The sequence below is a fragment of the Agathobaculum sp. LCP25S3_E8 genome (assembly GCF_052117165.1).
Classification (GTDB): Bacteria; Bacillota; Clostridia; order Oscillospirales; family Butyricicoccaceae; genus Agathobaculum.
Window position 1 is genome coordinate 141,445 of the sequence record NZ_JBQKJR010000002.1, and the last position, 20,268, is coordinate 161,712.

At 55.9% G+C, this 20,268-nt stretch carries 22 protein-coding genes; 19 read left to right on the forward strand and 3 right to left on the reverse strand.

Annotated elements, in window-relative coordinates:
* Positions 1–5 precede the first annotated feature (5 nt).
* The 4 genes from ACTQ34_RS01820 to ACTQ34_RS01835 all read left to right on the forward strand — a co-directional run bounded on the left by ACTQ34_RS01820 (position 6) and on the right by ACTQ34_RS01835 (position 2,218).
* Positions 6–227, forward strand: coding sequence for a PF20097 family protein (locus ACTQ34_RS01820; protein WP_441362224.1), 222 nt, complete (start codon positions 6–8; stop codon positions 225–227).
* A 126-nt stretch (positions 228–353) separates the two neighbouring features.
* Complete coding sequence (locus tag ACTQ34_RS01825; protein ID WP_441362225.1) at positions 354–701, forward strand: PadR family transcriptional regulator; 348 nt, start codon at positions 354–356, stop codon at positions 699–701.
* On the forward strand, positions 685–1,386 hold the full coding sequence (locus ACTQ34_RS01830; protein ID WP_441362226.1) for a permease prefix domain 1-containing protein: 702 nt from the start codon (positions 685–687) through the stop codon (positions 1,384–1,386). The genes ACTQ34_RS01825 and ACTQ34_RS01830 overlap by 17 nt, the downstream gene beginning before the upstream one ends.
* Positions 1,387–1,471: 85 nt before the next feature.
* Positions 1,472–2,218: a DUF554 domain-containing protein gene (locus ACTQ34_RS01835; protein WP_441362227.1), complete on the forward strand. Its 747-nt coding sequence runs from the start codon at positions 1,472–1,474 to the stop codon at positions 2,216–2,218.
* A 35-nt stretch (positions 2,219–2,253) separates the two neighbouring features.
* Here ACTQ34_RS01835 and ACTQ34_RS01840 read toward each other — a convergent pair whose 3' ends face one another.
* The gene (locus ACTQ34_RS01840; protein WP_441362228.1) at positions 2,254–3,342 is read right to left on the reverse strand and encodes a PTS transporter subunit IIC; all 1,089 of its coding nucleotides are present in this window, start codon (positions 3,340–3,342) and stop codon (positions 2,254–2,256) included.
* A 219-nt stretch (positions 3,343–3,561) separates the two neighbouring features.
* Here ACTQ34_RS01840 and ACTQ34_RS01845 point away from each other — a divergent pair, with 219 nt between their 5' ends.
* Entirely contained in the window at positions 3,562–3,969 is a 408-nt protein-coding gene (locus ACTQ34_RS01845) for a hypothetical protein (RefSeq protein WP_441362229.1), read from the forward strand.
* A 46-nt stretch (positions 3,970–4,015) separates the two neighbouring features.
* Here the strand turns inward: ACTQ34_RS01845 and ACTQ34_RS01850 are convergent, their stop codons facing one another.
* Entirely contained in the window at positions 4,016–5,377 is a 1,362-nt protein-coding gene (locus tag ACTQ34_RS01850) for an MATE family efflux transporter (RefSeq protein ID WP_441362265.1), read from the reverse strand.
* A gap of 190 nt (positions 5,378–5,567) precedes the next feature.
* On the opposite strand from ACTQ34_RS01850, the gene ACTQ34_RS01855 reads away from it, so the two are divergent.
* A complete protein-coding gene (locus tag ACTQ34_RS01855) occupies positions 5,568–6,266 on the forward strand; it encodes a response regulator transcription factor (RefSeq protein ID WP_441362230.1) in 699 nt (232 codons plus the stop codon).
* Positions 6,253–7,863 (forward strand): sensor histidine kinase, encoded by a 1,611-nt coding sequence (locus tag ACTQ34_RS01860; protein ID WP_441362231.1) that lies wholly within the window; start codon positions 6,253–6,255, stop codon positions 7,861–7,863. Before ACTQ34_RS01855 ends, ACTQ34_RS01860 begins: the two co-directional genes overlap by 14 nt.
* A gap of 43 nt (positions 7,864–7,906) precedes the next feature.
* Here ACTQ34_RS01860 and ACTQ34_RS01865 read toward each other — a convergent pair whose 3' ends face one another.
* Entirely contained in the window at positions 7,907–8,704 is a 798-nt protein-coding gene (locus ACTQ34_RS01865; protein ID WP_441362232.1) for a DeoR/GlpR family DNA-binding transcription regulator, read from the reverse strand.
* Positions 8,705–9,118: 414 nt separating this feature from the next.
* Between ACTQ34_RS01865 and ACTQ34_RS01870 the strand changes: the two genes are divergently transcribed.
* The 12 genes from ACTQ34_RS01870 to ACTQ34_RS01925 all read left to right on the forward strand — a co-directional run bounded on the left by ACTQ34_RS01870 (position 9,119) and on the right by ACTQ34_RS01925 (position 20,268).
* Positions 9,119–10,117, forward strand: a complete 999-nt coding sequence (locus ACTQ34_RS01870) for a Bug family tripartite tricarboxylate transporter substrate binding protein (protein WP_441362233.1) — start codon at positions 9,119–9,121, stop codon at positions 10,115–10,117.
* Positions 10,118–10,210: 93 nt separating this feature from the next.
* Positions 10,211–10,678 (forward strand): tripartite tricarboxylate transporter TctB family protein, encoded by a 468-nt coding sequence (locus tag ACTQ34_RS01875; RefSeq protein WP_441362234.1) that lies wholly within the window; start codon positions 10,211–10,213, stop codon positions 10,676–10,678.
* Between the two features lie 12 nt (positions 10,679–10,690).
* Entirely contained in the window at positions 10,691–12,202 is a 1,512-nt protein-coding gene (locus ACTQ34_RS01880; RefSeq protein WP_441362235.1) for a tripartite tricarboxylate transporter permease, read from the forward strand.
* A gap of 24 nt (positions 12,203–12,226) precedes the next feature.
* Positions 12,227–13,150 carry a DMT family transporter gene (locus tag ACTQ34_RS01885; protein WP_441362236.1) on the forward strand — a complete coding sequence of 308 codons (924 nt, stop codon included), beginning with the start codon at positions 12,227–12,229 and terminating at the stop codon, positions 13,148–13,150.
* A 30-nt stretch (positions 13,151–13,180) separates the two neighbouring features.
* On the forward strand, positions 13,181–14,305 hold the full coding sequence (locus ACTQ34_RS01890; protein ID WP_441362237.1) for an iron-containing alcohol dehydrogenase family protein: 1,125 nt from the start codon (positions 13,181–13,183) through the stop codon (positions 14,303–14,305).
* Positions 14,306–14,317: 12 nt separating this feature from the next.
* A complete protein-coding gene (locus tag ACTQ34_RS01895; RefSeq protein WP_441362238.1) occupies positions 14,318–15,154 on the forward strand; it encodes a transketolase in 837 nt (278 codons plus the stop codon).
* On the forward strand, positions 15,154–16,104 hold the full coding sequence (locus ACTQ34_RS01900) for a transketolase family protein (RefSeq protein WP_441362239.1): 951 nt from the start codon (positions 15,154–15,156) through the stop codon (positions 16,102–16,104). Before ACTQ34_RS01895 ends, ACTQ34_RS01900 begins: the two co-directional genes overlap by 1 nt.
* A gap of 48 nt (positions 16,105–16,152) precedes the next feature.
* Positions 16,153–16,632, forward strand: a complete 480-nt coding sequence (locus tag ACTQ34_RS01905; protein WP_441362240.1) for an RpiB/LacA/LacB family sugar-phosphate isomerase — start codon at positions 16,153–16,155, stop codon at positions 16,630–16,632.
* A 195-nt stretch (positions 16,633–16,827) separates the two neighbouring features.
* A complete protein-coding gene (locus ACTQ34_RS01910; protein WP_441362241.1) occupies positions 16,828–17,292 on the forward strand; it encodes a hypothetical protein in 465 nt (154 codons plus the stop codon).
* Between the two features lie 42 nt (positions 17,293–17,334).
* Positions 17,335–18,852: an amino acid adenylation domain-containing protein gene (locus ACTQ34_RS01915; RefSeq protein ID WP_441362242.1), complete on the forward strand. Its 1,518-nt coding sequence runs from the start codon at positions 17,335–17,337 to the stop codon at positions 18,850–18,852.
* Complete coding sequence (locus ACTQ34_RS01920) at positions 18,849–20,174, forward strand: diaminopimelate decarboxylase family protein (RefSeq protein WP_441362243.1); 1,326 nt, start codon at positions 18,849–18,851, stop codon at positions 20,172–20,174. Before ACTQ34_RS01915 ends, ACTQ34_RS01920 begins: the two co-directional genes overlap by 4 nt.
* Complete coding sequence (locus ACTQ34_RS01925; RefSeq protein ID WP_441362266.1) at positions 20,107–20,268, forward strand: phosphopantetheine-binding protein; 162 nt, start codon at positions 20,107–20,109, stop codon at positions 20,266–20,268. Before ACTQ34_RS01920 ends, ACTQ34_RS01925 begins: the two co-directional genes overlap by 68 nt.

Sequence of the window (20,268 nt, forward strand, 5' to 3'; positions counted from 1 at the left end):
GACCGATGATGCAATGTCCTTACTGCGGAAAAGAAATGCTCGACGGCAAGCTGTTGGGCGACCACAAAGCGCTGCGTTGGCAGCCGCAAGACAAGAAAATGCTGTTTGGCCTGTGGGCCTGCGGAGGACTGACCGTCGGCTCCCACGCACCCACGCAGCGCGCCGAGGCGCGTGCGTGGCATTGTTCCTACTGCAAAAAGCTGATTATTGATCTGGAAAACTGCTGAAACGACGCAAAGAGCGACCCGCCGGGCCGCTCTTTTTCTTTTGCAAAAGACTACACATACTACTTGATCTGTCGTAGTAATTATGTTATGATTACTGCATCAGATGAAGTAGAAAGGAGGCACGCCATGCTGGGCAGCGATGTGATGCGCGGTTATAACGATATGCTGATTCTGTGCCTGCTGTGCGAGGGAGACTCCTACGGCTATGCAATCTCTCGCGAGATCGAGCGGCGCAGCGGCGGCGAATACCCGATCAAGGAAACCACGCTGTATTCCGCATTTGGACGGCTGGAAAAGCAAGGCTACATTGTGCCCTATCAAGGCAGCGAAACGCAGGGCCGACCGCGCACCTATTACACCGTCACAGAGAAAGGACGCCGCACCTATGCCGCAAAATGTGCGGAATGGCGCGTGCTTCAAACCGTAATCGACCGTTTTGCAAAGGAGGATATGGGAAATGGAAACGATTCGTAACTATATAGAAGCATTGTTCGCTACACTGCCACAGAACGCGGACACGCAGCGCATCAAAGCCGATATGCTGTCAAATTTGGAAGAAAAGTATCACACCCTGTTGGAAGAGGGCAAAAACGAAGCCGAGGCGACCGGCATTGTCATTGCATCCATTGGTTCAGCCGATGAACTGCGCGAGACATTCGGCTTTACCGATGAGCCCGCGTCCGCAGAGACGGACGCTGTACTGCACGCGGAAAGCGCACAGCCCGACCCTGCCGTTGTACAGGAGTATGGCCGCTACCAAACGCGCAAGCACATTATGATTGCAACCGCGGTCGCGCTGTTCATCCTGTCGCCGTTCACCCGCTCTTTTTTTAATGATGCGCTGCCCCGCGAAACACCCGGCACCTTTGTGATGTTCGCCATGATCGCGGCAGGCGTGGCTTTGTGCATCCTGTCCGGCCGCAAAGATGGCTACTACCGTGAACTGTACGGTCTTGGCCGCCATGGCGATAAGGATGCTGACGACCGAAAACATCCGATCAGTTCGTTGTTCGCCTCGATTGTGTTTCCGGTTGCGGCGGCCATATATGTATGCATCGGCGTGTTCTTCGGTCTGTGGCATCCGGGCTGGGTGATCTTCCTGTTCTGTTCTGTAGTCACCGCTGCGATTGCAGCCTATGAAGAATACCGCCGCACCTAAACACCGGAAAAACATTTGACTTTGGCCCTGTTTTGCCGTACAATTCAATTTAGTACAGTAAAGCAAAAGAGGGGTAATACACAACATGATCGGACTGGGCACCATTGTCAACTGCGCTACCATCGCCGCAGGCACCACACTCGGCGTTTTTCTCAAGGGCGGATTGCCGCGGCGTTTTGAAACCACCATCATGCAGGCGCTCGGCCTATGCACATTTTTCATTGGCATCGGCGGCGCAGCAAGCGGCTTGCTGACCATCGAGGATGGCGTGCTTTCCACGCAGCACACCATGCTGCTGGTGCTCAGTCTGGTGTTGGGCGCGGTCGTCGGTGAAGCGCTGGATATCGAAACACGGCTCAATGATTTCGGATCGTGGTGCCAAACCCGCTTTTCCGGCAGCAGCGAGGATGGCAAGTTCGTGCAGGGCTTTGTGGCCGCGTCTCTGCTGTTTTGCGTGGGTGCAATGGCGATTGTGGGCGCGCTCGAGGATGGGCTGAACGGCAACCCGTCCATTCTGATTGCCAAAGCGGTGCTTGACGGTGTATCCTCCGTGATTTTTGCAGCGTCACTGGGCAAAGGTGTTTACCTGTCCATCCTGCCGCTTTTCATCTATCAGGGCGGCATCACACTGCTGGCGCGGTTCATCCGCCCGTGGCTGACCGACGCGCTCATCAGCCAGATATCCTGCATCGGCTCTGTGCTGATTTTCGCCATCGGCTTCAACCTGATGTTTGACAAAAAGGTCAAGGTCGGCAACCTGCTGCCTGCCGTGCTTTTTCCCATCATTTTTTTCTTTCTCGCGCGTTTTTTCCCTGCGCTGGGCACACTGTAAGCATAAAAAGAGGAGGCCTCACAGCCTCCTCTTTGTTATAATGTCATATCGCCGTCTTTCACCCAGCCGATGCGGCGCAGCGCCAGATTGATGAGCGGACACAGCACTGCGGGCAGTATGAACGAAATCAGCAGCAGTCCGACCCAATCCTGCGCGGTAACCGCCGTCTTGACGCCGGCAGCCACGTCATCCAACCAGCCGGTATACACACCAATCTGCCCCACCAGACCGCAGGTGCCCATGCCGGAAGATACCGGCGGGCCGTTCATCTCCAGCCGGAACAGGCAGGTTGCAATCGGACCGGTGATGGCCGAGGTCAGAATGGGGGCAATCCAGATGCGCGGGTTCTTCACAATGTTGCCCATTTGCAGCATAGAGGTGCCGATGCCCTGCGACACCAGACCGCCCCAGCGGTTTTCCGGAAAGGACATGACCGCAAAGCCGACCATCTGCGCGCAGCAGCCCGCAACCGCCGCACCGCCGGCCAAGCCGGTCAAGCCGAGTGCCGCACAGATAGCGGCGGAAGAAATCGGCAGCGTCAGCGCCACGCCGACCAGCACGGACACCAGAATGCCCATCAGGAACGGCTGTAGATTGGTCGCCCACATGATGAGGCTGCCCACCTGCATCGCCGCAGCGCCCAGTGCAGGCGCCCACCATGCGGAAAGCGCTACGCCCACACCAATCGTCACCAGAGGCGTGACCAGAATGTCAATGCGGGTTTCTCCTGCGACCGCCTTGCCAAGCTCCGCTGCGATGATTGCCACGAACAGCACGGCGAGCGGTCCGCCCGCACCGCCCAGCGCATTGGACGCAAATCCTACGCTGATGAGTGAAAACAGCACCAGCGGTGGACAGCGCAGCGCATAGCCAATGGCAACCGCCATCGCCGGACCACTCATGGCCGAAGCCAGTGAGCCGACCGTATACGCCGTGTCGTTGACCGTTGCGACCGTCATCGTCAGAAACGGGATGCCCAGCTGCTTGCCTACCGTGTCGATGATGGTGCCAATCAGCAGCGAACAGAACAGGCCCTGCGCCATCGCGCCGAGCGCGTCAATACCGTATCGTTTGACCGAAATCACGATATCCTTGCGTTTGAGAAATTCTTTTACTTTTTCCATATTACCCCTTCTTTACCGCGCCGCGCGGCAATGTGTCAATTTTACTGTCAAGACAACTTTCCGACCCATTATATCACATGCGCCGGCAGATGCCCAGCTTTTTTTCACCGGACGGTCAAATTTCTATCCTGCCCTTGCACGTACCCCCGCGCAATGCTATACTGAGGGTAGCAGAACGGTCATTTCACCCGCTTTTCGTTTGCCAAAGGAGGCGGTCTTATGACAAAATTCCCAAACCACGCCCATTTTCTATTACCCGCAGGCTATCTTGCCGTCTGGCTGCTCGCCCTGCTGTTCTTCTGGTGCTTTACCGGCGCGACCGACGGCATGGCATACGGCTTGCTGAGCATGTGGCTGGTACTGCCCGCTGCAACCTTTGTGTTTTCCCTGCTGGTTGCGAAAACCAATTGCTGGGGCAGGGGGTTCTGGCTCTGCCTGCCGCTGTGCGGCGTGCTGTACATGCTCGCGCCATACCTGACATTTACGCTGGCAAACATGCTGTCCACCCACCGCCTGTACGCTCCCGACTGGAGCGCGCTGCTCATCGGTGCGGCCATTTCCCTGCCGGGTCTGGCAGTCGGCCGCGTCCTGCACACCTTCTACACACAGGCTGCATCCCACCACTGAAAAACAAAAGAGCGTGCAAACCGGAAAACGGTTTGCACGCTTTTTTTCATGCGGCCTGCTCTGCAGCTTTGGGAAAGACCCGTCGCCGTACCACAAAGTAACACACCAGATGCGCGCAGATGGTCAGCGCCCACGAAATCGGATAGGACACATACAAGCTGAACAGCGTGTGCTGCCACTGGAACACAGTAAAAATCCAGATGATACGGAACACGCACGCACCAGCCAGCGATACCAGCATCGGCAGAATGGAATACCCAAGGCCGCGCACACTGCCCGCAACCACATCCATCATGCCGCACAGGAAATAGGTAACGCTTACCACGCCCAGACGCATCATGCCGTAGGCAATGACCTCCGGATCGGTCGAATAAATGCCCAGCAGACTTTGTCCCAGCAGATGCGCACCGTTGCCCAGCACCACGCCAATCAAAACAACCATCACTATGCAGCGCACCAGCACCTGATCGATGCGGCGGTACTGCTTTGCACCGAGGTTTTGGCTGGTGAAGCTGAGTGAGGTTTGATACAGCGCATTCATCGAAGTATAAACAAAGCCCTCAATGTTGCTTGCCGCAGTGTTGCCCGCAACCACAATCGCGCCGAACGAGTTAATCGACGACTGAATCAACACGTTTGAAATGTTGAAAATCACACTTTGCAGACCCGCCGGCAGACCGACCTGCATAATGCGCGCAAATTTATCCCGATGGAAGTGCATCCGCTTGAGATTGACGTTGCACATGCCGTCCACCCGCATCAGACACAGCACGATCAGCACCGCAGAAATCACCTGCGCAATCACGGTAGCCGTGGCAACGCCCGCCACACCCATGTGCAGCACAATGACAAAAAACAGGTTACATACCACATTCACCACACCGCTCAGCAGCAGAAAATACAGCGGCCGCCGGGTATCGCCCACCGCACGCAGGATTGCTGCGCCGAAGTTATACAGCATGGTCGCGGGCATGCCGATAAAATAGATACGCATGTACAGCACCGCTTGGTCGAGCACCTCGGCCGGCGTCGCCATCCATTCCAGCATGGGCCGCGCCAGACAGATACCCAGCACAACAAGAATCACGCCGCCCGCCACTGCGGTAATCAAAGCGGTCTGCACGGTTTCCTGCGCATCATCAAAATCATTCGCACCGCAAAAGCGCGCCACCAACACGTTTGCACCAACCGAAATACCGATAAAATAATTGACCAGCAGGTTGATGAGCGAGCTGGTGGACCCGACCGCAGCCATCGCATGACTGCCTGCAAATCGACCGACCACTATGATGTCCGCTGCGTTGAACAGCAGCTGCAGCACACCCGAACAAATCAGCGGCAGCGCAAACAGCAGCAGCCGGCTAAGCAGCGGCCCGCGCGTCATGTCGATTTCATAGGATTTCCTCATTTCCATACATCCCTTCTTCCCTTGCATAATCTTAAGCCCTGCCGAAAGGCTCTGTCAATCCTTTTCCCGCCATCGCTCTTGCTATTGGCGAAAGATTATAGTAGTATTAGAAAAAGTACGCAATACACCTGTCAATAAAAGGATTTTCCGGCGGATATGTCTGCCGGACAGCGGAAACGGAGAGAGAATCTTGAAGTATACCATTCTGATTGCCGAGGACGACCTCGACATCATTGAACTGCTGACACTGTATCTGAGCAGCGAATTCACCGTGCAGTCCGTCATGGACGGCGCCGAGGCGCTTGAGCGCATCCGGGCGGGCGGAATCTCGCTGGCACTGGTGGATATTATGATGCCCGGCCTGAATGGGTATGAACTGATCCAGCGTGTGCGCGAATTCAGCAACCTGCCCATCATCATTTTGTCTGCCAAAAGCATGGACACCGATAAGGTGCTTGGACTGAACATCGGCGCAGACGCTTATATCACCAAACCCTTCAATGCGTTTGAGGTTGTTGCCTATGTCAAATCAGCGCTGCGTCGGTATTATCAACTTGGCGCAGACAATGTGGTCGCTGCTGCGCCGCGTGTGCTTACCGTCGGTGAGCTGGAACTGGACACGGATAAATTTGTGCTGCGAAAAAACGGACTGACCGTACCGCTGACTTCGACCGAGCTGAAAATCATCGCGGAGATGATGCGCTGCCCCGGCCGGGTATTCACCCGCGCGCAGCTGTACGAATGCGTGGGCGGCACCTTTTACGAGAGCGATGACAGCACCATGATGGTGCATATCTCGAATCTGCGCGCCAAGATTGAGCACGATCCGGCCAATCCACAGTATATTAAAACAGTCAGGGGGTTGGGCTATAAAATTGAAGACCAATAAACTGCTGCTGGGCAAGAGTTTTCTGCGCACCTGCATTTCCTATTTTATCCTCTGTTCGCTGCTGGTATTTCTCAGCAACGCCGCACTTAACGCACTGATCTCCAAACGGCTGGACAACGCCTTTCCCTCCCTTGGCACAATGCTGCAATACCGCGACGCACTGGAACAGGATGATTTTGCCTCCATTCCCATGCGTCGCTTCAACGGCTGCGCTTTTATGGTGTTTGATGCGGACAGTAAAGCGCTTTACGCCTCAGACAACGAATTCAAAGAGCATTTTCACGCAGATGACCTCTGGATGATTAACGAATATGACTCCGACCTGTACTATACCGTACAGGAAATGGCCGACATGCCAAGGGACGGATATTACTATATCGCCTTGCACCGCTATGACAGCGAAACCGGTGAGGCGGATTTTCTGGATTATTGCATCGTCGACGAGAATTACCGGATTGTCGAGGGAGACCTGTTCCCATGGCTGGATCAGTTAACCGATCGAGAGTTCGAGCTGCTGCAAGGCATTTATCAAAGCCAGGGGGAAATTACCAAGGCGGTTTACAGCACCATCACCGGCGAAGAACGCACGCTGGTCTTTGTTTGCCCGCGCTTTACCGAAACCGCCTATCTGAAAGCACTGGAAAGTGCCAACCGGCTGTCGCTGCTCTCCCTCCCTATTATTTTGGTGATCATTTTTCTGCTGGCCATTCTGTTCAGCCGTAAAATCCGTCGTGCCATCCTGCCGCTGCACAAAGCAATTGTCGCTTACGGCGCTGGCCGTCGGGTGGAGGTCAACATGGATACGCTTCCCATTGAGTTCCGACAGGTGACCGACAGCTTCACTCATCTGCTCGACCGGCTGGAGCAAGTCAGCGCAGAAAAGCAGGCGGCCAACGAGGACAAACAGCGTATGCTTGCCGACCTGTCACACGATCTGAAAACGCCGCTGACCGTTATCCAAGGCTATGCACAAGCGCTGGTCGACGGCGTAGTCCCGCCCGACAAACAGCGGCAGTACCTGGAAACCATCTGCCGCAAAGCCTCGGACAGCACCGTACTGATGAATTCCCTGTTTGATTATGTCCGTCTCGACCATCCGGACTATGTTTTACAGGCGGAGACTGCCGATTTGTGCGAATTCTGCAAAAGTTATCTGGCGGAAAAGTATCCCGAAATCGAGTCGCGCGGCTTTTCCTTATCGCTCGACATGCCGGATGAATCGGTTACGGTTTCTTTTGATCCGCGTCTGCTCCGGCGGCTGCTGGAGAACCTGACCAGCAACGCCCTGCAATACAATCCCGCCGGAACCATGCTGTTCTTTGGGCTGACGGATACCCCCGATGCCGTCCGTCTGACGGTGGCGGACAACGGTGTCGGCATTCCCCCGGAGTTGGCAGACACCCTGTTTGAGCCGTTCGTCACTGGAAATCGGGCGAGAACTTCGGGCGGCGGCACGGGACTTGGCATGGCGATCGTCAAAAAGGTGGCGGAGCTACATGGCGGTTCTATCCGACTGGTCCGTCCGCCGCGCGACGGCTGGCACACGGAATTCGAACTGACACTGCCCCGAACGACAGCGCCAACCGAACTCACATAAAAACAAAAGGTAGACGGCATCCCGTCTACCTTTTTTTATGCTTTCAGTCCGATGTCTCCATCGAATCCGGCTGCTCCGCATCGGCATAGATGAGCTTGATATGATATCGTTCAATTTGCTCCAATATGCTCTCCGGCAAAGTCGGTCCGGTGGTGATGATGGTATCTATCTTGTCCGCATCACAGAAATTAAACATCTGGCTGTGATAAAACTTCTGGTTGGCTGCCACGACAATGACCCGCCTCGCCGCCGCGATCATTGCGCCTTTGACAGCAGCCTCCGCCTTCAGCCCGGTTGTCAAACTGAGGTTATCCCATACGCCAGAAAGGCCGATAAACGCTTTTTCCGCCTGAATACTGCGGAAAAAATGCTCGGCATCCGAGCCTGCGGTACACAGGCTGTGATTGAGCATCTGCCCCCCAGCCACACTGATCAAATGGTCGCTGTCTGAAAGGGTGTACGGAATGCTGATCGAATTGGTGGCAATATTGACCGGCGGCCGGCCGCGAATCTCAGTAGCGATTGCCAGAGTGGTGGTGCCTGCATCCAAAATAATCGTGTCATCCCGGTCGATCATGGAAGCTGCCACCTGCGCAATGCGTTTTTTGTCATCAATCTGCGAAATGGAACGCATGTTAAATGGCAGATAGGATTGCTGTGTGGAGATCGGCAGCGAAATTTTACCGTGCTGCCGCACAATCAGATTTTGCACGGCCAGTGCACGGACATCCTTTCGGATGGTTACCAGCGAAACTCCCAGCTGCTCGGATAACTCTGCCACGGTTAATGTTCCACGACCCCGCAGCGCACTCAGGATATACTGACTCCTTGTATTTCCCATATTCCACCTCTGTGATAATTCGAAAGAAAATTCGAAAGTTTGGAAGTTAAAACCGTTTCCTTTTCTGCATTATAGCATATCATAGAAAGCATTGTCAACCAGCGAACAGAATAATAATGGTAAAGATATACAATGTTGGTTTTTGATTCCGTTTTCTCTCCGCTCGTAATTAAAACCGAACGTAAGGCCCATCTATTCGTACCCTTTCCCACAGTATTTTTTCGAATTTATCAAAAAACAGAATACACAATTTTTCTTTCGAAATTTATACGAAATCAAATACGAAAATAAATTGACACCTTATCACAATTATGGTATATATAAAACATAGAAGAAAAACGAATACTCCTTTTAGCTTTCGTATTTCGTAAATTTTAGTTTCGTATATTTCGAAACAGTATGGAGGAGAGCGAAATGAAAAGATTTCTTGCTATGTTGCTGGCCCTGACCATGACTGCATCGTTGGCTGCGTGCAGCAGTTCAAATGGCGGCACAAGCGACACCGCCGATTCCGGCAATGATACCGCCGGTTCAGATTACCCCTCCAAGGGAATCGAAGTCATCGTTCCGTATAAAGTTGGCGGTACAACCGACCTGGCGGTGCGCGGCGTGTTGGACGCCATCCCCAAGGAAGTGATCGACCAGCAGATCACGGTGACCAACAAGGAAGGCGGCTCCGGCCTCATCGGCACCGAGGACTTCCTGACACGGGATGCGGACGGCTACACACTCGGTCTGGTCAACTGTGACCTCGTGCTCAATTACGTTTCCGGCGCAACCGACATCAACCCGACTGAAGCCATGATCCCGCTGGCTGCAGTAGAACAGGACCCGTATCTGCTTCTTGCATCCAAAGACGCACCGTTTACCAGCTTTGCAGAGTTTATTTCCTATGCTGAAGCGCATCCGGGTGAACTGGCCGTTGGCGTCACCGGCGTCGGCACCGTGCCCAACCTGCTCGGCTCCATTCTGACGGGCGCCGGCCTTCAGGTTTCTTCCGTTCCGTATGACTCCGCACCGGATGCCATTGCGGGCGTGCTGTCCGGCGAAGTTTCGCTGTGCATCTCCGCTATGGCGCCAGCAGTCGGCAACATTGATTCCGGCGATCTGGTCCCGATTGCCGTCACCTCCGCCGAGCGTTCGACCGCATCTCCGGATGTCCCGACCATGGCGGAAACCGATGACCGCTTTGCCGATGTAAACCTGCTCAGCTGGATTATGATCGCCGCTCCGGCAGGCACTCCGGATGACATTGTTACATTCCTGCAGGACGCACTGAGCGAAGCCGTTGCTTCCGATCAGTATGCGCAAACCCGCGAAGGCTTCTACTTTGAGCCGATCACCATCGGCGTTGACGATCTGGCCGGCTTTATTGCAGAGCAGTCGGATTATTATACCACTCTGGTTGGCTGACCCAGCCATATAGCATATCGGTAACAGCGGGGCGCGAACCGAACACTCCGTGTTGGGTTCGCGCCCTATTTGTATCCTGCGAGGTGAAAGCGTATGAAAAAATACAACATCGGGATCTCGGTTGTCCTGATCCTGCTGTCCGCACTCATGATCCGCAGCAGCCTGCAAAGCGGTGCAGCGGTACAGGGCACAGCCATGGGACCGGGTGTCTGGCCAATGATCCTCAGCGTGGCAATGATTCTATTGTCCGTCATTCTGATCATACAAACACTGGTCCGCCCGCGTCCGGACGGAGAAGAAAAGCCGATTGATTTCCGCTCCGCCGGCATGAAGCGTATCTATATCCTAATCGGCCTGCTGGCCTTATTCTGCCTGCTGCTCAAACTGTTCGGTTTCTATGTAGCAATCATCTACCTAATCCCCTCGGTCATGTTCCTGCTGGGCGAGCGTCGTCCATTGGTGCTAATCGGGCTGACGGCCGGTATTGTGGTGTTCATCGTTATCGTTTTTGTCATGCTGCTGCAATTGAAAATGCCGGGCGGCATCCTTCTTTCGTTTTAAGGATGCGAAACTATGTTAGAAAGCTTGATTTCAGTCATCGGTGTCGTCCTACAGCCGACGAACCTGCTCATTATGCTGCTGGGTACCTTTGTCGGTATCTTTGTCGGCGCAATGCCCGGCCTGTCCTCTATTATGGGCCTCAGCCTGATGCTGCCGCTGACCCTGCGGTTTGAAGGCTCAACCGGTATCCTGATGCTGTTGGGCGTTTTCTGCGGCGCCATTTACGGTGGTTCCATCACGGCAATCCTTGTGAAAACCCCCGGCACCGCGAACTCGGCTGCCACTGTGCTGGACGGCTATCCGCTGACCCAGCGCGGAGAAGCGGCCCGCGCACTCGGCATTTCCACCTTTGCATCCACCTTCGGCGGCTTGTTCAGCGCAATTATGCTGCTGTGGACCGCGCCGCTGCTTTCCAAGGTTGCGCTGTCCTTTACCTCCCCGGAATATTTCTCGCTGGCTATCTTCGGTCTGAGCATGGTCACCAGCCTTTCCTCCAAGGACGTCACCAAGGGCCTCATCAGCGCCGTGATCGGCCTGATGCTTGCCACGGTCGGCATGGATGCGCTGACCGGCGCCAAGCGTTTCACCTTTGGTTCGACTTATCTGCTGGCAGGCATTGCCATGGTGCCGGTGCTGATCGGCCTGTACGCCTTTTCTCAGGGTCTGTTTAATGCAGAAACCATTTCACAGACAGCCGAGCGCAGCAAAGCCAAACTGCGCCGCACCTTCCCAACCTTCAAGGATATCCGCACGACTTTCCCGACCATGCTGCGTTCGAGCATCATCGGCACGCTGGTTGGCGCCATCCCGGGCACAGGCGGCGATATTGCTTCCTGGCTTGCCTACAATGAGGCGCGCCGTTGGAGCAAAAACCCCGAAGAATTCGGCACCGGCCGCATTGAAGGCGTCGCTGCACCGGAAGCGGCAAACAATGCGGTTTCAGGCGGCGCACTCATCCCGCTGCTGACGCTGGGCATCCCGGGCGACGCCGGCACCGCCGTCATGCTGGGCGCCCTGATGATGCAGGGCATCGTCCCCGGTCCGCTGCTGTTCACCTCGGAACAGTCCAAGGTATACACCATCATTGTCGGCCTGTTCATCGCCAACCTGTTCATGGGTCTGCTGGGCTTTGGCGGTATCCGTCTGTTCGCCAAGATCGGCGACGTCCACAACAAATACCTGACCCCAATCGTGTTTGTATTCTGCATCGTCGGCACGTTTGCGCTTAACAACAGCGTCAACGATATTTTCCTGATGATGATCTTCGGCCTTATCGCCTTTTTCCTCATCAAGCTCGATTTCCCGATGCCGCCTATCATTCTCGGCCTGATCCTCGGCAACACGCTGGAAAAGAACCTTCAGCGCGCCCTCCTGGTCAGCAAGGGAGATTTCTCGATCTTTTTCACCCGTCCCATCTCGCTCGCACTGCTGCTCATCGCTTTCGGTTCGGTGTTCCTGCCGGTCATCCTGCGTAAGATCAACGCAGCGCGGGAAGCCAAGCAAGCGGAGAAAAACGCGCAGTAAGCGGGAATCGCAGGCGAAACGAATATGAAACCAAAAAACCTAATCCCTTTACTCTCGCTTGCCGTGATCTGGGGTACCTACTATGTGGCCAGCAATAAAGCTGTCGAATCCATGTCGGTTTTCAATGTCGGTATTATTATTCGGCTGCTGACTATGCTGTTTTTAACCCTAATCATGCTCGGAAAAGGCGAGATGCACACCTTGCTGCACACGCGCGGCGTGCGGTTCCGACTGTTCCTTATCGGCCTGATGGGCTTTCTGCTGGACTATACGGCGTTTGTCGGCCTACAGATGTCGGCCTCCGCCGGGATTGGCACGGCGCTGCTCAAAACAGACATCCTGTTTGTCAATCTGATCAGCGTCATCCTGTACCGGCAGCACTTCAGCCGCCGCGAATGGCTGTACACGTTTGTGATGCTGTTCGGCGTGCTGATGGTGATGGGGCTTGGCTTATCCAGCTTGTCACAAATCGACCCCAGCTGCCTGTTTTTCATTCTCAGCGCACTGTTTGTCTCGATCAACGCTTTTCTTATCAAGAGCGTACAGCGCAGTCCGGTCAATCCGTTTTCCAACCGAGTGATTGCGTACTACAACAACTTCATTACCATGCTGTTTTTCCTCGCTACCGCTGCGGCAATGCACACCTTCGATCAGTTTGCGCGCATCGGCAGCAGCCGCCCGCTCGCGCTTGCCCTGCTTATCGCGGGTCTGGGACAGACACTGGTATACATCGTCTATTACTACAACCTTTCCCATTTCCCCGTCTGGCTGGTTAAAATCTTTTTGCTGTTCATGCCGGTCGTCTCCAGCGTCATCTCGTTTGTCCTGTTTGATGAACAGCTGGGAGGCAAGCAGATTGCCGGAATGCTGGTCGTGCTTGTCGGCGCGCTGGGCATTCTTATCGAACAGCGCAGAAAAGAGGAAGGCGAACTGGCAAACCAAATGTAACTCCTCTATACAAGAAAGGAAGCAAGCAACATGAATTCCGAATTTCGCTTTTGGATGCCCGCGCATATCCGCTGCGGGCAGGGTGCGGCACGCAATATGCTCGATGAAATCCGCGGCGACAGCGTGCTTATCATTTCCGACCCCTTCCTGTATCAAAATGGAACCGCGGAACGGATCGGCAATGCGCTGACCGGCAAAACCGTGACCTATTTTTCCGAAATTGAGCCCAACCCAAGCACAACCAGCGTAGATGCCTGCGCTGCGCTCGCGCGGCAGGCCGGCGCGCAAACCATCATTGGTCTGGGTGGCGGCTCCAGTCTGGACGTAGCCAAGGTTGTCTCCTGCCTGACCACCAATGAGGGCAGCATCTATGACTATTACGCGGGCGGCACCAAGCAGTTTGCACCGCGTACCACCCGTCTCATCCTCATCCCGACAACCGCGGGCACGGGCAGCGAAGTGACCAATGTCGGTGTGTTCACCGACCCGCGTGCAGGCATTAAAATGCCGTTTGTCTGCGGCGAGTTCTGGGCGGATGTGGCGCTGATAGACCCGGAAATGACCTATACGCTGCCCAAGGGGCAGACCGCTTCGACCGGCATGGACGCTTTCTGCCACGCCATCGAAGCCTATTGGAACCGCGAAAGCCAGCCGATGTGCGATTATTTGGCGATGGGCGCCATGAAAACCATTCTGGAAAATATTCGCGCCGCTTATGATAAGCCGCAAAATGCACAGGCGCGCGCGGCGATGATTATCTCCGCACTGACGGCGGGCGTGGCATTCAGCCAGACACGCACCACCGGCGTACATGCGGTCAGCTTCCCGCTGACAACCGAATTCCACGCCAACCACGGCACCGCCTGCGCCATCACGCTGCCCGCTTTCATCCGCGTCAGCACCGAGATGGCGGCAGACAAAATGCAGGCGCTCGCACAGTTCCTCGGCTATGCCGATGTGCAGGCGCTGGCCGACGGCATTGAACATCTGATGGTCGGCATGGGGATGCCCGTGCGTCTGTCGCAGTTGGGCGTGACCGATGCGGATATTGAGCATATTGCAGCGGTCGGCATGGGTGCTGCCGCACAAATGCAGCTGACGCCCGCCACCATGACGCAGGAGACGCTGTGCCGCCTGCTCCGCACGATTTTATAAGGAGGCTGCCAAATGGACATGCAAACCAGCCGGATGCTGCGCGAAAAGGCGCAGCTGATCCGAAAAATGACCATCCGGGAAATCGGCGAACTGTCCGCCGGACATATCGGCGGTTCGGTCGATTTATGCGAACTGCTCGCAGTGTTGTATTTTCACGCGATGCATATCCGCCCCGAGCAGCCGGATTGGAACGATCGTGACCGCTTCGTACTGTCCAAGGGACACGGCGGCCCGGCGGTATATGCGACGCTCGCGCTGCGCGGCTATCTGCCGGAGGAAGCGCTCGCCACGCTCAATCGTCCCGGCACGCAGCTGCCCAGCCATTGCGATATGCAGCGCACCCGCGGCATTGACATGACCACCGGTTCGCTCGGACAGGGCTTCAGCTGTGCGGTCGGCATGGCAATCGCCGCCAAGATGGACGCACTGCCCAGCTTCATCTATGCCTGCATCGGAGACGGCGAAAGCCAGGAAGGTCAGGTGTGGGAAGCCGCCATGCTGGCGGGCAGCCGGCATCTGGGCAACCTCATCGCCTTTACCGACTACAACAAAATGCAGATTGACGGCTGCATCGAGCAGGTCAACGGACTGGAACCGCTGGACGCCAAGTGGCGCGCGTTCAACTGGCATGTGCAGACGGTGGACGGCCATGATGTGGATGCCATTGCGCACGCAATCGACACCGCTCAGAAAATCCAGAGCCGCCCGTCCATGATCATTCTGGACACAATCAAGGGAAAAGGCTGTGACTTTGCGGAAAACCGTCTTGGCAGTCATAACATGAAGGGGATAACCACGGAAATGTGGCAGAATGCAATCCGCAAGCTTGAACAGCAGGAGGTGCAATGATGGCAAGAGAACTGGAAACGCAGGGTCTGCGTGAAGTATATTCCGACCTGCTGATCGAATACGGCAAACAGGACCCCCGCATTTGCGCGGTAGACGCCGACCTGATGAACGCCTCTTCCGTACTTCGGTTCCAGACAGTTTTTCCCGAACGCGCGATTGATGTCGGCGTTGCCGAGGCCAACATGATTGGTGTCGCCGCCGGACTTTCCGCCATGGGCAAAATCCCGTTCACGCACAGTTTCACCCCGTTTGCCACCCGCCGCTGCTGCGATCAGGTAACGCTGTCGGTCGCCTATGCCGGACTGAATGTCAAAATGGTCGGCAGCGACCCCGGCATCACCGCCGAACTCAACGGCGGCACCCACATGAGTACCGAGGACATTGCGATTATGCGCAATATTCCCGGCATGGTGGTCTATGAACCGGTGGACGGCACCCAGCTGCGCGCTGCTTTCCCGCAAATCCTTGCACACGACGGACCGGTGTACATCCGACTGCTGCGCAAACAGGCGGTACATATTTACGACGAAGGCACTCCGTTCACGCTCGGCAAGGGCAATCTTTTGCAATCGGGCAGCGACGTTTCGATTTTTGCCAGCGGCATCATGGTTGCAGAGGCACTCGACGCCGCAGAGCTGCTGCAAGCCGAGGGAATTTCCGCCGAAATCATCAACATCCACACCATCAAGCCGCTTGATGAGGAACTGGTGCTTGCCAGCACCGCGCGCACGGGCTGCGCCGTCACCGCAGAAAACGCCAGCATCCTCAACGGGCTTGGCGGTGCGGTAGCCGAATGCCTTGTGGAACACGCCCCCTGCCCGATGGAACGCGTCGGTTTCCGCGACCGGTTTGGCGAAGTGGGCAAAATGGAGTATTTGCGCGAAGCCATCGGGCTGACCGCACAGGATATCGCAGCTGCCGCGCGCCGTGCGGTTGCGCACAAACAATAGTAGACAAACAACGCATCAAAGGAGGAAAGGCGATTTTCGCCGCAAGCAATGAAAAAAATTATTGTAGCATCCGATCGCGCAGGCTTTACACTCAAAGAAGCGGTCAAGGAACATTTGGCGGAACTGGGATACGAAGTGACCGATGTGGGCAGTAAGGACACCGGCGAGGGCGGCATGGCCTATTGGCAAGCCGCAAAGAATTTGGCGCCTCGTGTCAGCAGCGGTGAGTTTGAGCGCGGCATTCTGGTATGCGGCACAGGCATGGGCATGAGCATCGTTGCCAACAAGTATCCGAATGTATATGCTGCGCTTTGCGAAAATACCTTCTGCGCACATAACTGCCGCGCCGTGAACAACGCCAACGTGCTGACCATGGGCGGCTGGATCACGCCGCCGTATACCGGTATTGCCATCACCGACACGTTCCTGAACACAGAATTCCTCGAAGGCGTCACCGAGTGGCAGACGGAAAACCTGCCAATCTTCTTGAGCGAAGTGAAAAATATCGAAAAAGAAAATTTCCGCTGATTTCATCCTCTCTTCTGATACCTCTCTATATACTATCCCCTTTTCTAAGGACAGACCCTTTTTCACGGGTCTGTCCATTTTTTTGCTTTCTTTAGATTTTTTTAGGTTTGCTGAAGAGTCTATAAATACTGCCATAGTATCTTAACATCATCAAGAGCAAGCGCTCTTCATCAAACACCAAAGGAGATCATACACATGAAGTCAATGAATCATAAAACCGCAAAAGGCGTTGCCGCTATTTCTCTGGCCATGATGATGGCGCTGCCCGCGCTGACCGGCTGTTCTTCGCTTGTCAAGTCCGACCAGAACGCCGAACCCGCGCAGGAGGCAACCACGCAGACACAGACGCAGACAACCACTACCGATACCAAGGACACTTCCAGCACAGATGCAAAGAGCAAGACCAGCTCCTCTACACAGAAGAAAGCAGCGGTCAAGCAGTCCGGCGGCACCAAATCCGCCAAGAAGAGTGTGAAGAAGTCTTCCAGCAAGTCCTCTTCCACTCAGAAGGCTGCAAAGTCCTCCGACAAGACCGCATCCACCCAGAAGACTGCGAAGTCCTCCGACAAGACCGCATCTTCCAAGAATACTGCGAAGTCCTCTGACAAGACCGCATCCACTCAGAAGGCCGCCTCCACATCGGCTGCCAACAAGAAATAAGCATTCCGCCGCAAACCGGCACGAAGCAAAAATGAGGTAATTATGAACAACATCCTGGAACTTTTGGAGCACACTGCCGCCGCGAGGCCGGAAAAAACCGCCGTCATTGACGAAAACGGCGCAGACCGCTTTGACACGCTGCTTGACCGCAGCCGCCGCTGCGGCACCGCGCTTGCCGCGCACCTCTCCCCCACCGCACCGGTTCCGGTGCTGCTGGACAAGAGCCGCGAAGCTCTGTACGCCTTTTTCGGCGCGGCGTACGCAGGCTGCTTTTATGTTCCGCTCTCTCCCGCGCTGCCGCAGCCGCGGCTGACGCAGATTCTCTCGGTCCTGCAAGCCCCCTGCATCGTGACCGACCGGGAACATGCCGCGCTGGCCGCGCAGCTGCCCGGCGTGGGACGCATTCTTCTGGTCGAAGAGCTGCTGCAAACGCAGCCTGACGATACCCTGCTGACGCGCATCCGCCATAGCGCTATCGACGGCGACCCGCTGTACTGCAATTTCACCTCCGGCTCGACCGGCACGCCCAAGGGCGTGGTTGTCAGTCACCGCTCCGTGCTGGATTTCATTCTGCCCTTCACCGAATTGTTCCGGATTGGTCCGGATGATGTCATCGGCAATCAGGCGCCGCTCGACTTTGATGTTTCGGTCAAGGATATTTATTCCGCTCTGTACACCGGCGCCACGCTCGTGCTGCTGCCGCGGCGGCTGTTCTCCCAACCGTCCGCGTTGATGGATGCGCTCTGCACGCACCGGGTCACCACGCTCATCTGGGCTGTGTCCGCGCTGTGCCTGGTATCCTCCTTCCATGGTCTGGACTACCGCACGCCGGAAACGGTAAACAAGGTGTTATTCAGCGGCGAAGTAATGCCGCCCAAGCACCTGAAAAGCTGGATGGAGCATTTGCCGCACGCGGATTTCGTCAACCTGTACGGCCCCACCGAGATTACGTGCAACTGCACGTACCATAGGATAGAGAGTGATAGAGATTATACAGCGGGTATCCCGCTCGGGACGGCGTTCCCGAACGAGCGGGTGTTCCTGCTGGACGAGGCGGGACAGGAAATACATACGCCGGATCAGGCGGGCGAAATCTGTGTCAGCGGCGCAGCGCTTGCGCTCGGATACTACAACAATCCCGCGCAGACGCAAACCGCATTCATGCAACACCCCGGCCACAGCCGCTATTTGCAGCCAATCTACCGCACGGGCGACCTCGGACGATGGAGCGCCAAAGGCGAGCTGTACTTCCTCGGCCGGAAGGATTTTCAAATCAAACACATGGGCCACCGCATCGAGTTGGAGGAAATCGAACGCGCGGTGCAGGAGGTCGATGGCGTCAGCCGATGCTGCTGCGTATATGACGCGCAGAAAGAACGGCTGCACGGCTTTTATACCGGCGCGGCCGATAAGGCTGCGGTCCGCGCCGCACTCGCGCAGCGGCTTCCTGTTTTCATGCTGCCGCGCACGCTAGAACCGTTGGACAGCCTGCCGCTGACCGAAAACGGCAAAACCGACCGCAAGCGACTGCTTGCCATGGCAAGAAAGGAGATCGTATGACCGAACATCAAATTGAAAACCTCACTGCACAATATGGCTCTCCGCTGTATGTGTTCGATGTGCAGGCCCTGCGGCAGCGCGTAGCACTGCTGCGGCGCAGCCTGCCGACCGGTGTCGGCCTGTGCTATGCGATCAAGGCCAATCCCTTTCTGCTGCGCGAGCTGTGTGGCCAGGTAGAGAGTTTTGAGGTCTGCTCCCCCGGCGAGGCTGCAATCTGCCGCCGTCTGCATATCCCTGCCGAATCACAGGTCATCTCAGGCGTCTACAAAACCCCGGCAGATATCGAGCGTATGATTGCACAGAAAGGCGGACCGCGGCTGTTTACCGTCGAGTCGGCCCGTCAGTTTGCACTGCTCAGCCAACTGGCTGCGCGTTACCGCGTCACCATTCATGTGCTGCTGCGTCTGACCAGCGGCAGCCAGTTCGGGCTGGAAGAACAGGAAATCATCCAAATCATTCGCAGCCGTGCCGACCATCCCTTTATTCTTATCCGCGGGCTGCAATATTTCTCCGGTACGCAGAAGGCGTCGCTCAAGCGCCTGCAGCGCGAGTTGGACGCACTGGACGACTTTGCCTGTTCGCTGGCAGAAAAGCTGGGCTTTATCGTGCACGAACTGGAATTCGGCCCCGGCTTTCCGGTGCAGTATTTCTCGCCCGAGAGCTTTGACGAAACCGAGTTTCTAGCCGGTTTCTCCGCCATGCTGACAAATCTGCGCTGCAAAGCGCATATCACGCTGGAGCTTGGACGCAGCATTGCCGCCAGCTGCGGCACCTATCTGACCCGTGTGGTGGATGTGAAGCGCAACAAGGGACAGAATTACGCCATTCTGGATGGCGGCATTCACCATCTGGTCTATTACGGACAGCGCATGGCCATGCAGCTGCCCCCCCACAAGCTGTATCCGCCGCGTCTTGGCGAAGCGCAGCCGTGGAACCTGTGCGGCTCGCTGTGCACCGTTAACGACATTCTGGTCAAGCAGATGCCGGTATCCGACCTGAAATGCGGCGATCTGTTCGCTTTTTTGAATACCGGCGCCTATTGCATGACCGAAGGCATTTCCCTTTTCCTCAGCCGTGCGCTGCCGCGCATTGTACTGCTGATGCCGGACGGCCGTTCGCTTCTCGTGCGCGACGCGCTGCCCACAGACGAAATCAACTCACCCTCTTATGAAAGGACGGAACATTATGGAACAACTGCTTGCAATTCTGGAGGAACTTCAACCCGGCGTGGATTACACCACCTGCCGCACGCTGATCGATTCGCACTGTCTGGATTCGCTGACTATTCTTGCTCTGGTCGCCGAGCTGGAGGAGGCGTTTGACATCACCATCCCAACCGTTGAGATCATTCCCGCCAACTTCAATTCCGCCGAGGACATGTGGGCCATGATCGTCCGTCTACAGGAGGAAGGCTAA

Bases quoted from the DNA above. Each gene is read 5' to 3' on its own strand.
- ACTQ34_RS01820 (WP_441362224.1), top strand. From the start codon at position 6: ATGATGCAATGTCCTTACTGCGGAAAAGAAATGCTCGACGGCAAGCTG.
- ACTQ34_RS01890 (WP_441362237.1), top strand. From the start codon at position 13,181: ATGAATTCCGAATTTCGCTTTTGGATGCCCGCGCATATCCGCTGCGGG.
- ACTQ34_RS01915 (WP_441362242.1), top strand. From the start codon at position 17,335: ATGAACAACATCCTGGAACTTTTGGAGCACACTGCCGCCGCGAGGCCG.
- ACTQ34_RS01840 (WP_441362228.1), bottom strand. From the start codon at position 3,342: ATGGAAAAAGTAAAAGAATTTCTCAAACGCAAGGATATCGTGATTTCG.
- ACTQ34_RS01865 (WP_441362232.1), bottom strand. From the start codon at position 8,704: ATGGGAAATACAAGGAGTCAGTATATCCTGAGTGCGCTGCGGGGTCGT.
- ACTQ34_RS01900 (WP_441362239.1), top strand. From the start codon at position 15,154: ATGGCAAGAGAACTGGAAACGCAGGGTCTGCGTGAAGTATATTCCGAC.
- ACTQ34_RS01880 (WP_441362235.1), top strand. From the start codon at position 10,691: ATGTTAGAAAGCTTGATTTCAGTCATCGGTGTCGTCCTACAGCCGACG.
- ACTQ34_RS01870 (WP_441362233.1), top strand. From the start codon at position 9,119: ATGAAAAGATTTCTTGCTATGTTGCTGGCCCTGACCATGACTGCATCG.
- ACTQ34_RS01850 (WP_441362265.1), bottom strand. From the start codon at position 5,377: ATGAGGAAATCCTATGAAATCGACATGACGCGCGGGCCGCTGCTTAGC.
- ACTQ34_RS01835 (WP_441362227.1), top strand. From the start codon at position 1,472: ATGATCGGACTGGGCACCATTGTCAACTGCGCTACCATCGCCGCAGGC.
- ACTQ34_RS01830 (WP_441362226.1), top strand. From the start codon at position 685: ATGGAAACGATTCGTAACTATATAGAAGCATTGTTCGCTACACTGCCA.
- ACTQ34_RS01920 (WP_441362243.1), top strand. From the start codon at position 18,849: ATGACCGAACATCAAATTGAAAACCTCACTGCACAATATGGCTCTCCG.
- ACTQ34_RS01905 (WP_441362240.1), top strand. From the start codon at position 16,153: ATGAAAAAAATTATTGTAGCATCCGATCGCGCAGGCTTTACACTCAAA.
- ACTQ34_RS01885 (WP_441362236.1), top strand. From the start codon at position 12,227: ATGAAACCAAAAAACCTAATCCCTTTACTCTCGCTTGCCGTGATCTGG.
- ACTQ34_RS01825 (WP_441362225.1), top strand. From the start codon at position 354: ATGCTGGGCAGCGATGTGATGCGCGGTTATAACGATATGCTGATTCTG.
- ACTQ34_RS01910 (WP_441362241.1), top strand. From the start codon at position 16,828: ATGAAGTCAATGAATCATAAAACCGCAAAAGGCGTTGCCGCTATTTCT.
- ACTQ34_RS01845 (WP_441362229.1), top strand. From the start codon at position 3,562: ATGACAAAATTCCCAAACCACGCCCATTTTCTATTACCCGCAGGCTAT.
- ACTQ34_RS01895 (WP_441362238.1), top strand. From the start codon at position 14,318: ATGGACATGCAAACCAGCCGGATGCTGCGCGAAAAGGCGCAGCTGATC.
- ACTQ34_RS01875 (WP_441362234.1), top strand. From the start codon at position 10,211: ATGAAAAAATACAACATCGGGATCTCGGTTGTCCTGATCCTGCTGTCC.